The organism is Salinisphaera sp. PC39, assembly GCF_040361335.1.
GTDB lineage: Bacteria > Pseudomonadota > Gammaproteobacteria > Nevskiales > Salinisphaeraceae > APNM01.
In genome coordinates this window covers 152,857-167,016 of the sequence record NZ_APNM01000009.1, presented here as the reverse complement: position 1 = coordinate 167,016, position 14,160 = coordinate 152,857, and the positions used below count along the sequence as shown (strand labels likewise).

The 14,160-nt window shown below is 64.7% G+C and carries 15 protein-coding genes; 6 read left to right on the top strand and 9 right to left on the bottom strand.

Annotated elements, in window-relative coordinates; translation table 11 throughout:
* Positions 1-34 precede the first annotated feature (34 nt).
* The 6 genes from PC39_RS10720 (at position 35) to PC39_RS10695 (ending at position 7,195) form a co-directional block, all read left to right on the top strand.
* Positions 35-607, top strand: a complete 573-nt coding sequence (locus tag PC39_RS10720; protein ID WP_353253379.1) for a methyltransferase family protein — start codon at positions 35-37, stop codon at positions 605-607.
* Positions 608-3,313: a glycosyltransferase family 39 protein gene (locus PC39_RS10715; RefSeq protein WP_353253378.1), complete on the top strand. Its 2,706-nt coding sequence runs from the start codon at positions 608-610 to the stop codon at positions 3,311-3,313. It begins immediately after the preceding gene.
* Between the two features lie 38 nt (positions 3,314-3,351).
* Entirely contained in the window at positions 3,352-4,644 is a 1,293-nt protein-coding gene (nhaA, locus tag PC39_RS10710; protein ID WP_353253377.1) for a Na+/H+ antiporter NhaA, read from the top strand.
* Between the two features lie 79 nt (positions 4,645-4,723).
* Complete coding sequence (locus PC39_RS10705) at positions 4,724-5,368, top strand: lysophospholipid acyltransferase family protein (RefSeq protein WP_353253376.1); 645 nt, start codon at positions 4,724-4,726, stop codon at positions 5,366-5,368.
* A 34-nt stretch (positions 5,369-5,402) separates the two neighbouring features.
* Positions 5,403-6,344, top strand: coding sequence for a cation diffusion facilitator family transporter (locus PC39_RS10700; protein WP_353253375.1), 942 nt, complete (start codon positions 5,403-5,405; stop codon positions 6,342-6,344).
* Positions 6,344-7,195 (top strand): cation efflux transmembrane domain-containing protein, encoded by an 852-nt coding sequence (locus PC39_RS10695; protein ID WP_502950875.1) that lies wholly within the window; start codon positions 6,344-6,346, stop codon positions 7,193-7,195. The genes PC39_RS10700 and PC39_RS10695 overlap by 1 nt, the downstream gene beginning before the upstream one ends.
* Before the next feature lie 24 nt (positions 7,196-7,219).
* On the opposite strand, the gene PC39_RS10690 is transcribed toward PC39_RS10695, so the two are convergent.
* The 9 genes from PC39_RS10690 to PC39_RS10650 all read right to left on the bottom strand — a co-directional run bounded on the left by PC39_RS10690 (position 7,220) and on the right by PC39_RS10650 (position 14,150).
* Positions 7,220-7,822, bottom strand: coding sequence for an SCO family protein (locus tag PC39_RS10690; RefSeq protein WP_353253374.1), 603 nt, complete (start codon positions 7,820-7,822; stop codon positions 7,220-7,222).
* A complete protein-coding gene (locus PC39_RS10685) occupies positions 7,819-8,691 on the bottom strand; it encodes a cytochrome c oxidase assembly protein (RefSeq protein ID WP_353253373.1) in 873 nt (290 codons plus the stop codon). The genes PC39_RS10690 and PC39_RS10685 overlap by 4 nt, the downstream gene beginning before the upstream one ends.
* A 7-nt stretch (positions 8,692-8,698) precedes the next feature.
* Positions 8,699-9,202 carry a signal peptidase II gene (gene lspA, locus PC39_RS10680; protein ID WP_353253372.1) on the bottom strand — a complete coding sequence of 168 codons (504 nt, stop codon included), beginning with the start codon at positions 9,200-9,202 and terminating at the stop codon, positions 8,699-8,701.
* Positions 9,203-9,225: 23 nt separating this feature from the next.
* Positions 9,226-9,750, bottom strand: coding sequence for a protein-disulfide reductase DsbD domain-containing protein (locus tag PC39_RS10675; protein WP_353253371.1), 525 nt, complete (start codon positions 9,748-9,750; stop codon positions 9,226-9,228).
* Complete coding sequence (locus PC39_RS10670; protein WP_353253370.1) at positions 9,747-10,922, bottom strand: protein-disulfide reductase DsbD family protein; 1,176 nt, start codon at positions 10,920-10,922, stop codon at positions 9,747-9,749. The genes PC39_RS10675 and PC39_RS10670 overlap by 4 nt, the downstream gene beginning before the upstream one ends.
* Positions 10,919-11,575, bottom strand: a complete 657-nt coding sequence (locus PC39_RS10665) for an FTR1 family iron permease (protein ID WP_353253369.1) — start codon at positions 11,573-11,575, stop codon at positions 10,919-10,921. Before PC39_RS10665 ends, PC39_RS10670 begins: the two co-directional genes overlap by 4 nt.
* A 96-nt stretch (positions 11,576-11,671) precedes the next feature.
* Entirely contained in the window at positions 11,672-12,307 is a 636-nt protein-coding gene (locus PC39_RS10660; RefSeq protein ID WP_353253368.1) for a peroxiredoxin, read from the bottom strand.
* Between the two features lie 684 nt (positions 12,308-12,991).
* Positions 12,992-13,309: a P-II family nitrogen regulator gene (locus PC39_RS10655; protein ID WP_353253367.1), complete on the bottom strand. Its 318-nt coding sequence runs from the start codon at positions 13,307-13,309 to the stop codon at positions 12,992-12,994.
* A gap of 91 nt (positions 13,310-13,400) precedes the next feature.
* Complete coding sequence (locus tag PC39_RS10650) at positions 13,401-14,150, bottom strand: bile acid:sodium symporter (protein ID WP_353253366.1); 750 nt, start codon at positions 14,148-14,150, stop codon at positions 13,401-13,403.
* Between the last annotated feature and the right edge of the window lie 10 nt (positions 14,151-14,160).

Below are 14,160 nucleotides of genomic sequence, written 5' to 3'. Positions count from 1 at the left end.
GTTTTCGCATGGCTGTTGGCCCCTTCTTAGGCGCATGTCGGCGTTGATGGGGGCAATAGCGTTCGCGTTGGCCGGGGCCGCGGCCTTCCTGTCGCTGCGCTGGGTCGAACGTCAAGCAGGGCGGCCATCCGCCGTGTCGCCACGCACCACGGCCCTGTTATGGCTGGCCTGGCTGGCCCATGGCGCATTGACGCTGTCGGCCGCGTCGCAAGGACTGGCCGAGATGCCGTTGGCCGCATTCCATAGCCGCCTCTTCGGCTATGCCGCGATGGCCGTGGGTGGGGGTGTCTTGATAGCCGCTGCCGTAAGCACGACTTCCTGGCAGCAATTCCTGGGCATCGAACCGAGATCGATCCAGGTCCGTGGCGTCTATCGATTCAGCCGCAATCCGCGGTTGGCGGGATGGGGGCTTTATCTCCTGGGTGCGGCATTCGTCAACCGCTCCGGGATCGCCTTGTTGTTGGTGCTCGGATATTGGGTATGGCTCATCGCATATCTGCGTCTGGATGAGCGGCTCTTGGCGCGAAACGAAGGTTCGTCTCGCTGGTCGTCCTATCGCGACAGCGTGCCCCGTTTCTTCGGCCGCACGCCGAGGGGACGACGTTGATTGATCCGCTGCACCGGATTCTTCCGCAATGACGGGCAAAACCGGGTACCACTCATGCCGAATCGCTTCGATTTCTCGCTGATCATCCCCACCCTCAACGAGCGCGACAACATCGAGTCGCTGTTGGCTGCGGTGATCGAGGCATGCCGTGTGCGCTTATTGCTTCCGGAGATCCTGGTCGCGGATGGTGGCTCCAGTGACGGTACCGTGGAAACGGTGAGCGCGCGATTCCCGACCGAAGTGGTTCGTGTGATCCGGGCCGCAAGCCCACGCGGTCTGGCCGGTGACGTGCTGGCGGCGGCCGAAGCGGCGAATTGCGAGGTGGTGGCGGTGATGGATGCCGATTTCAGCCATCCGCCGGAGGCCTTGCCGGACCTGCTCGCGCCGGTGCTGGCCGGGCAATGCGATATCGCCCTCGGCAGTCGCTATTGCCGCAACGCCCGCGTGTCCGACTGGCCTTGGATGCGTCGTCTGATATCGCGCCTCGGCACATGGATCGCGCTGCCCCTGGTTGGCATCAATGACCCCCTGAGCGGGTTTTTCGCCGTGCGTCGCGATACCTTGCTGCGACTGGGCGGGCAGGTGCGGGGCTTCAAGCTGGCGCTCGAGGTGCTGGCACGCAGCGACGATTGCTTGCGGGTCCGCGAGATACCGATCCACTTCCGGGACCGGCGGGCGGGACGCTCCAAGCTGGGGTGGCGCGAATCGCTACGAACACTGGGCCAAGTCATGGAACTGGCTGGGGGATCGGTCCGCCGTGCTAGCGCCGTGCGTTTCGCTCTGGTCGGCCTGCTCGGCGTCGGGGTTGATCTGGCGGTCTTCCGCGGGATGGCGGCAGCCGGGTACGGAATCGATGTGGCCTACCTGGCCGGGTTCCTGGTCGCCACGGTGTGCAATTATCTGCTGAATTCGCGCTGGAGCTTCCGCAACCTTCCAGGTCGCGGATGGCGCGTGGAGCTGCCCGTTTACAGTCGTTATCTGCTTTCCTGCGTGTTCGCGCTGATCATGCGCGAGGCGGTATTCAACGCTTTCGCCGATGGCGCGGGCTGGGGCATGACCGTCGCCGGCTTGGCCGGCATCGCCGCCGGCGCGGGGGTCAACTACATCGGCGCGGCGTTCTTTGTCTTCCCGCAGCCCAGCCAACGCAGCGTTCCCGCCATCCGCTGGCGCTCGCTGGCGTTGGCGTTCCTGCTGTATTCCGTCGCCCTGCGGCTGTTCACCGCCGGCGGGATCGATCTTATCCCCGAGGAGGCCTATTACTGGAATTACGCCCAACGCCTGGCGCCGGGTTACCTGGACCATCCGCCGATGGTGGCCTGGATGATCGCCGTCGGCACTGCGCTATTGGGCGACACCGAGATCGGCGTGCGTGCCGGTGTCCTGGTGCTCTGGGTCGTGGCGGGCGGTTTCGCGTTTGCCCTGACCCGACAACAGTACGGTCGTAACGCTGGTATCTTCGCGCTCATGTTGGTCGCCACCCTGCCGGGATTCTTCGGCTTCGGGCTGTTGGCCACGCCGGACGCGCCGGTATTCGCCGCCTGGTCCGGGGCCCTGTATTTCCTGTATCGGGCATTGGTCGAACAGCGTGAGCGGGCTTGGTATGGCGTCGGTCTGTTTGTCGGACTGGGGATGCTGTCGAAATACACCATCGTGTTGCTCGGTCCGGCAGCGTTGGCGTACCTGCTGCTCGCTCGCGACGCTCGTTTCTGGCTGCGTCGTCCGCAGCCTTATCTGGCGGTCCTGCTGGCGCTGGCCCTGTTTTCGCCGGTGATCTACTGGAACGCGACGCACGATTGGGCCTCCTTCTGGTTCCAGGGTGCGCGTCGCTGGAGCGGATCGGTCGAGTTCGGCGCGGACGAGCTGGCTTTGCACATCATGATCTTGCTGACGCCGATGCTCGCGCTGGTGACGCCGGTGCTGTTGTGGCCGCAGGCTCGGTCCGACGCGCGCCACCGGTTTGCCTACTGCTTCACGTTGGTGCCGTTGGCGGTATTCGTTCTGTACAGCATGCAAGGCGAACCCAAGCTGAACTGGACGGGACCGCTCTGGCTGGCGTTCGTGCCCTGGCTTGCCGCCGGGATCGCCTGCCCCGGCTTTCACCGTTTTCAGGATCTGGCACGAGGGGTCTGGCAGGCGGCGGCGGTGTGTTCGTTGCTGCTGTGGGGTGGACTGGTTTCGACCAGCGGGGCTGCCTGGTCACCGGATCGCGATCTCTCCCTGCCCGTGGCCTGGGAGGAGTTTGCTGCCTCGGTGGCCGATCTGGAGGACACCTGGGCTACGGACGCTCATGGACCGGTCCGGCTGGTGGGCATGGACAAGTACTTCATAAGCAGCGAACTGGCCTTCTACGACCCGCATCACGACAGCTTGTCGGAGGTCACTGGCCAGCATCTGTTCGGCGCGGACAGCCTGATGTGGCGATGGTGGGCGCCCTGCGCTGCCGTGCGCGGCCGCGACTTGCTGCTTATCGCCTTTGAATGGGATGAGTTGGTCAAGGACGACCTCACGAGTTATGTCGCCGAGCTTGGCCCCATACGGTCGCGCGAAGTCCGCAAGAATGGCCGGATAGTCGCGCGCTATTTTTATCGATTGGGGCATGGTTACAGGGGTCATGCCGCACATGGCGCTGGCGATACCGCGCCGCTCGCACGCGCCCCTATCACGATGTTTAGGGACATCTCCAGTCATCTTGAAGGCGCCGGTTAGGCGCAATCGCGGGCGACATGCCAACCGCAGGAGACACTTTGGCTGGGCGATTGGGGCGCCCGCTTCGGCGATTTGCCGCCTACGAGCCGTCCAGCGGCTTCCTCTTGGTTGCGGCCACCCTGGCGGCGCTCGTCTGGGCCAATCTCGAGTCGTTGCCCGCCTACGCCGGCTTCTGGGACACGGAACTGGCCGTCCGGCTCGGCGGCTGGACGCTGTCACTGTCGTTGCACGACTGGATCGATGACGCGGTGATGGTGATTTTTTTCTTCCAGGTCAGCCTGGAGGTCAAACACGAGTTCGTCCGCGGATCCTTGTCGTCGCCGGACACGGCAGCTTTGCCGGTCGCCGCGGCAGCCGGCGGCATGCTGCTGCCTGTTGCGGTCTATCTCGCCCTCAACGTGCCGGCTGGAGCGGCGAATGGCTGGGCCGTGCCGATGGCCACGGACGTAGCCTTCGCGATCGCCTTGCTGACCCTGCTCGGGCCGCGGGTGCCTGCGGGACTACGTGCGTTCCTGCTGACTCTGGCGGTGATTGACGATATTGGCACGATTGTAGTGATCGCGCTCTTCTATAGCAGTCAAATAGCCATCGGCCCTTTGTTTGTCGCGGGCGGTGGCTTGCTGGGGGTGTGGGCGATGCGAGCCGCCGGGGTTAGGGCTTTTCTGCCGTACTGGGTGGCGGGAGCGGCGATCTGGCTGGCCATCGAGAAATCCGGCGTGCACCCGACCGTTGCGGGTGTGTTGCTGGGGCTGATGACCCCACTTTCGGTCCCCGAGCACAAACGGGGACAGGATGAGCAAGCCGCTGTGCGCATCCCGCACCTGCTGCGTCAGCAGGCGCCGCCCGGCCGACGGTTGCTGCAGGAACTCGCTGTCGCCAAGCGCAGCGCCGTAGCGCCGCTGGATAGTCTGCGGTACCGGCTCGAGCCCTGGGTGCTGTACCTGATTATGCCCGTATTCGCCCTCGCCAACGCAGGCGTGGACCTGGGGGCGATGAATCTATCCGTGGGCGATGGCGTCTGGGTGTTTTCCGGTGTCGGCCTGGGTTTGTTGGTGGGGAAGCCATTGGGAATCGTGGCCTGCGCCTGGCTGGCCGCGCGCCTGTCGCGCGCCAAGCTGCCCGTCGGCGTCACCTGGCCGGCCATGATCGGTCTCGGCCTGTTGGCCGGAGTCGGCTTCACGGTGGCCTTGTTCCTGACCAGCCTCGCGTTCTCCGGGCAAACGCTTGTCGCCGCCGCACGGCTTGGGGTTATGGCCGGCTCGTTCGCGGCGGCGATAGCCGGACTGGCCGTGCTGTGGATGGTATTGCCTGCCAACGGGGAACGGGCGTGAGCATGGCGGCCCTCAGCCTTGCCCGCATACGTCCGGGGCCAGTGCATGGCCTTTATCCGCTAAAGGAGGGTTCTAGCCGATGCGTCAGTATGTCCTGTCGCTAATCGCATGGCTGCTTTATCGGTTGTTGTCCGCCAGTTGGCGCAAGTCCGTCATTGAGCATGCCAGCGTCACTCGCGCACGCCGGCAGGGCCGGCCTTGCGTTTTTGCGCATTGGCACGGTGACGAACTGGCCCTCGTGCACATGGTGGGCCGGCTGCATATCGTGACGATGACCTCCCGCAGCGCCGATGGCCGTCGAATGGATTTCGTCATCCGCAAACTCGGTGCGCGCACCGTGACCGGCTCGTCATCGCACGGCGGTGTGCAGGCGCTCAAGGGGTTGGTTCGTCATTGCCGCTCGGGCTGCAACGCCTCCATGGCGGTGGATGGGCCGCGTGGTCCCCGGCATGTGGTGAAACCCGGCGTCATACATCTCGCTCAACTAAGCGGCGGTGTCATCGTCCCTGTCGGCGTCGCCTGCAGCAAGCGGCATGTCTTCGAAAAGTCCTGGAATCGGGCGGTTCTTCCATGGCCCTTCGCCCGGGTGATCATCTGTTTCGGCCCCACGCAAGAGATTCATGCTTCGCGCCCACCAGACCGTGCGCTGGCAATCGAGACGCTCAACCAGGCACTCGACGACGTGCATGAGCAGGCTCGCCGCACGTTGACTATGAGCCGGTGACACGTCTGGTGGCGCATATGCTGAGGTAACTCTTATGTCCGATCACGATCACGGCCACGGCAGTGGCAAGACCCTTTTATTCAGTTTGGTCTTCACGACCGCCTTCGCGGTGGTGGAAGTGGTCGGCGGGATTCTGGCTGATTCCCTGGCCCTGCTCTCCGACGCCGGTCACATGCTCACTGATTCGCTGTCGCTGGGCGTCGGCGCCTTCGCTGCCTGGCTGGCGACCAAGCCGGCCTCGCACAAGCACTCCTTCGGTCTGCAGCGGGCGGAGGTGCTCGGTGCGCTGTTCAACGTGCTGTTCATGTTCGGCGTGATCGCGTTCATCGGCTACGAGGCGATCCGTCGGATGGCCGATCCACCACCGGTGGCGGGCGGCGTGGTGCTGTTCATCGGCGGGCTCGGCTTGTTGGTCAACATGATCGTCGCCTGGGTGCTGATGCGCGGCGAGCGGACTATGAATGTGCGTGGCGCACTGCTCCACGTGATGGGCGACCTGCTCGGCTCGGTCGCGGCGCTAGCCGCGGGCGCCATCATCTATCTCGGCGGGCCGTTGATCGCGGATCCGCTGCTGTCCCTGTTCGTGAGCCTGCTCATTCTTATATCGGCCGGCCGTTTGTTGCGGGAAGTGCTGCGCGTGCTCATGGAGGGGGTGCCGCGTGATGTCGACGCGCGGGAGGTGGGTCGGGCCCTGGCCGAGGTCGAGGGCGTGCGCATGGTGCACGACATGCATATCTGGAGCCTGTCCTCCAGGCGCTATGCCATGGCCGCGCATGTGGACCTGGACAGGATGACCTGCTGGGAACGAGTGCTTCCTCGCCTGCAGGCAATCTTGCGCGAGCGTTTTGGTATCGTACACAGCACCTTGCAACCCGAGGACACAGCTATACGGCGGGCTTGTGATGCCCAGGCGGGCTGCGGCATCGACGAATCAGCCCCGGCAGGTCAGTCCGAAACATCAAAGGGCAGCGATTAATGACGGAGCAGATAGCAAGTCGCGTTATGGACGAATCGGCACCGCAGGTCAGCGAGTTCTCAATGCCAAAAATGGACTGTCCCTCCGAGGAGGGGCTGGTTCGCATGGCCTTGGACGGCATGGAAGGAGTGCACGGCATGCGCTTCGACCTCGATCTGCGCCAAGTCCAGATTCTCCACAAAGGCAACCTGGAGGCTATTACCAGCAAGCTGGAAGCGTTGGGCCTAGGCGCGAACCTGACCCGGAACCGACAGGCTGATCCGGAAGATTGGCGAGCGCTGGCAGAGGCCGCGGAAGCGGACGCGCGTGAAGCCGGCACGCTCCGGTTGCTGCTGGGCATCAACGGCTTCATGTTCATAGCCGAATTCACGCTGGGGTGGCTGGCGCAATCGACCGGGCTGATCGCCGACTCGCTGGACATGTTCGCGGACGCCGCCGTCTATGCCCTGGCCTTGTATGCGGTCGGTCGCAGCCTGCATCTGAAGCGGCGGGCCGCCCATCTGGCCGGTTGGCTGCAACTGCTGATGGCGTTGGGCGTGCTGACCGAGGTCGGGCGGCGTTTCCTGTTCGGCAGCGAGCCGATGTCCCAGCTCATGATGGCCGTCGGCGCCGTGGCGCTGGTGGCGAACGTCGCTTGCCTGGCGCTGATCCACCGTTATCGGCACGGCGGGGCCCACATGAAGGCGAGCTGGATTTTCTCCGCCAACGACGTGCTGGCCAATCTGGGCGTGATCACCGCAGGCGTCCTGGTGGCCTGGACCGGCTCAAACTACCCGGACCTGATCATTGGCACGATCATCGGTCTTGTCGTGCTCTACGGCGCGCGCCGGATTCTAAGCCTCGAGCGGTGACACCCAAGACGCCTTGAGCCACCTTCAGGCGGTGTCCTCCAGCAGACGGCGCAAGTCGGCGGCGATATCCGCGACCGGTACCGACTGGTTGAACAGCAAGCGGACCTTGCCCTGAGGGTCGAATACGAAAACGGCGCCACTGTGCGATACCGCGTAGGCGCCATTCTCATCCGGCTCGGCGTAACCATAGGTTACCCGGTAACGCTTGCTCAGCTCGGTGAGCTGCGCCTGGGTTCCGGTAAGCCCGACGAACCGCGGGCCGAAGTAGCCGGTGTACTCGGCCAGCCGCTCGGGCGTGTCGCGTTTAGGGTCGACACTGACGAACAGCACGCGGACACGCTCGCGCTGTTGTGCGTCGAGCAGGGTCATGGCGGATTTGAGCCGGCCGAGCGTTGCCGGACAGATGTCCGGGCAGTGCGTGAAGCCAAAGAATAGCAGCCGGACTTTGCCAGAATAGGCGCCGGCGATCATGGTCTCGCCGTTCTCGCCAGTGAGCGTATAGCGCAGATCCGGCATGACGCCGGTGATGTCGTGGCCACGCCATTCAGGGGCGGTATCGCCACAAGCGGCGAGCACGGCCGTGAACAATGGCAACAACAAGGGCAGGCACAGGCGTCGACCCGTCATGTGGCCTCCGTGGTGGCAAGGGAAGAATCGGTTACGGTGCGCTGCGCGCGCTCGTATCGGAAAAGCAGACGCAACAGCGCCAACGTCGCAAGCACGCTCATCATGGCCGCCGGGATCCAGGTGAGCAGTCCGCCGAGCTGCTGGTCCAACATGGGCGGAATCGGCCAGGCCCGGCCGCAGACGGCATAGACATCGAACAGGATATCGCGAGACAGCGCGATCCAGGCGCCCAACACGATCTGAGGCGGCATCACCGCGCACAAGACCATAATGCGCACGCCGATGCTTCGCGTGACCGGGGTGGCGCCCGGCGGTCTCGGGTCGAGCATGAGCCACCAGAACAGCAGGCCGTCGATGGCCATGCTGAGGTTCATCACCCAGTAATAACGGGCGCTCAGCATGGCCTCGAAGTGCACCGACGGAATCAGCCAGAAGTAGATTAGGCAGACGAACAACAGGCCGGCGATCACCGGCTGTTGCACGACCCGGTAAATGGCACGTGCCGGCAGGCTGCCGGCCAGTCGCTGCCACGCAGTGCGCAGCCAATTCGGCGATCCCGCGGCCAGCACCGCCGAGGGCGCGCTCAAGGCGATCAGGAACGGGCCCACATGGTGCAACACCAAGTGCTGGCCGCGATGCACGAAGAACATGTACTGCGCCAGATAATCGAAATGCGTCTGCATCACCGCGTACATCATCGCCAGCCCGGTCAGAAAGCCGAGCGCGCCCGGTATGTCGCTAAGCTGCGTACGTCGGCCCAGACCGCGCAGATAAATCGCAAGCACTAGTATGAAAGCCGCGATCAGCGGCCACAACGGCTCCCACGGCAGTAGCAACCGCAACCACGACAGGAGACCCTCGTCCACCATGGCCGGGTTAACCGTCCCCGTTTTCCGGCGAGCAATCGCCGCGTTCGGGTCCGCGTTCCAGCAGCAATACGAATGCCACCACGCCCATGACTATGAACATATCGGCCAGATTGAAGGTGGGCCAGCGCAGGCTGTGTACGCCAACGTCGATGAAGTCGGTGACCCGGCCGTCGACTAGTCGGTCCAGCAGGTTGGTGATGCCGCCACCTAAAAACAGGCCGGCGCACAATCCGGCGCCAGGTCCCAGGGGTTGCCGCCGCAACAACAGCCCGAGCCAGACGCAAAACCCGGACAGCACCGCCAGATTCAGCAGGGGCACGAAAAGCCCGCCGCCGGCAAACAGGCTGAAGGCGACGCCGGTGTTAAAGCCCAGGTGCAGCCGGAGGGTCTCGCCGAGCAGCGGGACCGGCGGCTGACCCGCCAGCATGGCCTGCGCCCAGCTTTTGGTCACGAGGTCGGTGCCGGCGGCCAGCAAGGCCGCGGCGAGCAGCAATGGGAGGGTTCGACGCATGGGTCGGTTGTGGGGTGTCTCCGTCATGGCGCGTCGGCCTGCGCGCGGACGGTATCCGGCGTCAGGCAGCGTCCGCTGTCGTGGCACGCCTGTACCTGTACTTCAACGCTCAGAGGCTCGGTTGCACTTGCTTCGGGGAGGGTAGCGGTGATGACGCTGCCATTGTCGTATACAAGCCAGGGCGCATCGCCGAGCCCGCTGTCGATGTCGCGGCCGGCGGGGTAGTCGACCGTCAACGGCACGGGCGCCCCGGCGTCCGTGTCGGCGGAAAGCACCGTGGGGATCAGAAAGTCCAGCGAGGCCGGGTTGGCGTTGACGTGCCAATCGCCGACGATATCCAGCGTAACCCGCAGGGTGTGCGCATCCGTTCTCACGGCGCGGATAGCGACCAGATCGGCGGTGGTCTTGGCTGCCTTATCGTCCAGCCCAGACTGGGCAACACCCTCGCCGGCGTCAGGCGCCGGCCATTGCCATGCCAGCAGGACGCCCGCCACCGCTAAGGCGGCCAGACCGGGGATGACCCAGCCGAGAACCACTGACTTATTCATGGTTTGTCTCCCGCAGCGCGCAGCGCCGCTGCCAGGGTGTCCGCGGTGAACAGATCGGGCAGGCGCTTGTGGATACGTCCCTGACGGTCCAGCACCACCGCGAATGGCAGCCCGGCGCCGCCGAATTCACGCAAGTACGCTTGTAGGCGTTCGTCCGGCTGGCTCAGGTCGGCGCGCAAGGTTGCCGCCCGCGCGAGCCGGGCGGCTTCGATCACCCGGACATCCCGGTACACGGTTTGCTCCAGCACCTTGCAGTTGATGCACCAGTCGGCGGTGAATTCGATTAACACCGGGCGCCTGGCCGCCCGGGCGTCCTGCAAGCTCTGTTCGGTAAGCGGTTGCCACGCCAGGGAGGCATCGGTGTCGGCGCCGGGTTGCGGCCAGGCCGCAACCGCGCTCACCACGGTGCCCGCCAACACCAGCCCCGGCACCAGCCGCGCGCCCAGGTCGGGCCCGACAATCAACGCGCGCAGCAGCCAAAACGTCACTAGGCCGGCCCAGCCACTCCACAAAAATGCCGCCGCATGACCGGGCAAAACGGTGGCGGCGAAAAATGCCGCCCCGGCGAGCAGGATCAAGCCCAAAAACTGGTGGATGCGCACCAGCCAGGCGCCGCCGCGCGGCATTTTCGCGATCAGCCCCGGTCGCGCCAAAAGCACCAGATAAGGCAAGGCAAGGCCCAGCCCAACGGCCAGGAAAATGGCGACGATGGCGGCGGGCGACTGGGTCAGCGCGAAGGCCAGCACCCCGCCCAGAAACGGGCCGGTACACGGCGCCGAAAGCACCGCGGCCAACAGGCCGGCCAGATAGGGTTCGGCGTAGCCCGCGCCCTGGACTCGGTAGGCCCATTGCGGCGGCTGAATGCCGCGCGCGACCAGGCTCCACACGCCGAGGCCGCCCAACACCAGCGCCAATGCGACGCGGAAGCCGGGCGATTGGAAGATCGTACCCCAGGTCCAGTTGAGCCAAGCCGTGGCAATCGCCAAACCGCCAAAAAATGTCAGCGTGCCGGCAAGCAGCGCCGCGCCCGCCAGCAGCCGCCTGCCGTGGCCGTCGCCCACCACGCGGCCGATGCTACGCAGCTTGATCGGCAGCGCCGGCAGCACGCAGGGGGTGAGATTCAGCAGCACGCCGGCGGCGGTGGCCAGCAGCAGGTATTGCCACAGGGTCATACCGGACCTTCCCGTCTACGGGCTAATCCGAAGACCGCCAACAGTATGCCCAATACGAGTGCCTGGCCGGCTATGCCTTCCCAGGTTGGATACATTCCCAATATTTCCAGCCGAGGCAGTTCGGCGACAGGGTTGATGCTGAACCAGCCCGATTCCTGCAGGGCCGCGATGCCCTTGCCGGCGAGGACGACCGCCAGCAGCGCGATCATGATGGAGCTCCAGAAAAAGAACCGGGCAATCGGCAGACGCTTGCTGTGGCTCAAAAGCGCCCAGGCGCTTGCCGCAAGAACCGCCGCGGCGGCACCCACGCCGGCGACAATGGCGGATGCCTGGTCCGGTCTCCAGAGTGCGGCGAAGAATAAAATGGTTTCGAACACCTCACGGTACACGACGACGAAAGCCAGCAAAAACAACAGCCAAGCGGATCGGCGGGACAGCGCATGAGACATCTTTTGCTGAATATAGCGTTGCCAGGCACCGGCCTGGCTTTTGCCATGCATCCAGATGCCAACGCTGACGAGAACCACGGCCGCGAGCAGTGCCCCGATGCCCTCGCTAAGCTCCCTGCCGGCCCCGCTGATAGCCGACGCTGGTGGCGCGGTCCGCTTTGTCGAGAAGCGCAAGACGAAACACCGGATGCGCGGCAACGCCACTCTACTCGTTCCTTGGTAGTTCTCTGTGTATTTTGGCTAGGAGCAACCCAGCCAGGGCGCGGCGCGCGCCCTGGCTGGGCCGGTTGGCGCCGAAGCCTAGCGGTTCGGCTGCTTAGTCACCCGCAGGTAGGGCTTCAAGGTCTTCCAGCCCTCGGGGAAGTGCTGCTTGGCCTCCTCGTCGGACAGCGACGGCAGGATGATGACGTCGTCGCCGTCGCGCCAGTTCACGGGGGTGGCGACCTTGTAGCCGTCGGTGAGCTGGATCGAGTCGATCACCCGCAGGATCTCGTCGAAGTTGCGGCCGGCACTCTTGGGATAGGTGAGCGTCATCCGGACCTTCTTGTTGGGGTCGATCAGGAACACCGAGCGCACGGTCGAGGCGTCGCCCTCGCCCGGGTGCAGCATGTCGTACAACTCCGAGACCTTGTGGTCGGTGTCGCCGATGATCGGGAAATTCACGGCGCAGCCCTGGGTCTCGTCGATGTCGCCGATCCAGGCCTTGTGGTCCTCCACCGAGTCCACCGACACCGCGATCACCTTGCAGTCGCGCTTGGCGAACTCCTGCTGGAGCTTGGCGGTCTCGCCCAGCTCGGTGGTGCACACCGGTGTGAAGTCGGCCGGATGCGAGAACAGCACGGCCCAGCCGTCGCCGATCCAGTCGTGGAACCGGATGCGGCCTTCGGTTGTGTCCGCCGTGAAGTCGGGGGCGGTATCGCCTAAACGTAAACTCATGGTTTTCTCCTAGAGAGAGTGAAATGCTAAAGGAGTAGCGCACTGCACCGAATGAGTGGGTGCGCACTACTGACACGCGAGAATGTCGGTTTCCGCGAATGGGCATGCCTTCGCGGCAAATGCGATTCGCGCGTGCGGTCGAGTTTGTGGCTAGGCTACGTCCGGAGGACGGAGCAGGCCGGTATCATGGGGCGGGAGCGTATCGGGATTCTGCCGGCGGACCACGGGTTGCGGCCGCAAGATAAGGTCCATTGCCAAGAACCCGTTGCCAGGCGCCATCGTGCCGCAACTGGCGCATGGTGCCTGGCAGGTGGGGTCGATATCCAAACACCCGGTCTGCTGGCAAGACGATTGTGAGCCGGCCTGGATCGAATAGGCACTGGCTTGGCTTTCCTGCATGCAGGCCGACGTACCCATTGCGACGACGGCCGCCTCGACCGGCAAAGCCAGAGCCGCGCTAACCAGCATGATGACGCGCAGGTACCGCATGGGTGCGTATGTTAAGCCCTGAGATTCCGAATTCAAATGAATGTACCGGGCATTTGGCCGTTCGTACATGCCTGGACACCGCCAAGCCGGAATAGTTGCACGAGCCCCAGAATAGATCGAATTATGCGCTCGGGTTGGCGCCGTTCATCGCGGCAAGAATCCAGCGGTTCGCGACGCTTGTTTCGGGATAAGACTTCAACCCTCGATCACTGTCGCGGAGTCGATATTGCTGACATAAATCCAGCCGCTCTCGGTCTGACCGGTTCGTGCCTGTTCGCGGATAATTTCCACCGCCGCCGGGACACGCTCGTCCTGCATACACACGATCTCCAGCTTGACTTCGGTAATGACCGCCGCGCCGATTTCCACCGAATAACGTTGTTCCTCACTGCTCAGGGCGTGTAATAGCCCCTGCACATCGATGACGGAGAGCTTTTCGTAACCGGCGGCGTGCAGCGCGTGCACCACATCCGCTATCCGATTGCGGTGGATGAAGGCCTTGATCTCTTTCATGTCTGTCTCCTTGCGTTGTGGACATCCGGAATGAGGCGCGGGACCATCCGGATGTATACGAGTTCGCCGGCCAGTTCCACCAGGGTCTGGGTTACCACGACCGCCGCGACCAGTGCGCCCTGCTCAGGCACTGCCAGCGCCAGCGGCAATACCACCAGCGAGTTCCGGGTACCGGTACTGAACACCAGTGCGCGGCCCGAGGAAACGTCGAGCTTGAGACCGCGCGCGGCCACCGTGCCGAGCAGCGCGGCGCCCGCGCCCACCGCGCCACGGCCGGACGGCGCGCCGCCTCCCGCTCCGTCAGCGCGGCGCCGGCGAGCGGCAGCAGGATATAAAGGACGAAGGCTGCAACGAAGGGCGCCGGATCGATCACCGCCCCGAAATCGCCGCCCAGGAACAGACCCAGGTAGACCGGCAGCAGAACAAGCTGTACCAGCAGCAGTACCGGCGTGGCGGCGAGCAGGCCGGCCGCATCGCCGCCGCCCGACCGGGTGAAGGCGACCACGTAGTCGATGCAGGGGGTGAGCAGCACCAGCAGCACACCGAGGCGCACGGCCGGTTGGGCGGGCACGAGTGCCAGCAGCCCCCACACCAGCAGCGGCACCGCCAGGAAGTTGATCGCCAGCAGCCCCCCCAGGAAACGCTTCGCGCCCAGCGCCGCGCGCAGCCGCACCAACGGAACCTGCAGGAAGGTGCTGTAGAGCAGGACAACCAGCGCCGGGACGACGAGGGGATCGAGCCGGACCGCCGCCTGAGGTAGACCGAGGCCCGCCGCCGCCCCGAGCACGACGCCGGCGACGAGAAACCACGTTTGGCGCTGTTCGAGCTCGGCAGGCGTCACTCTTATTCGC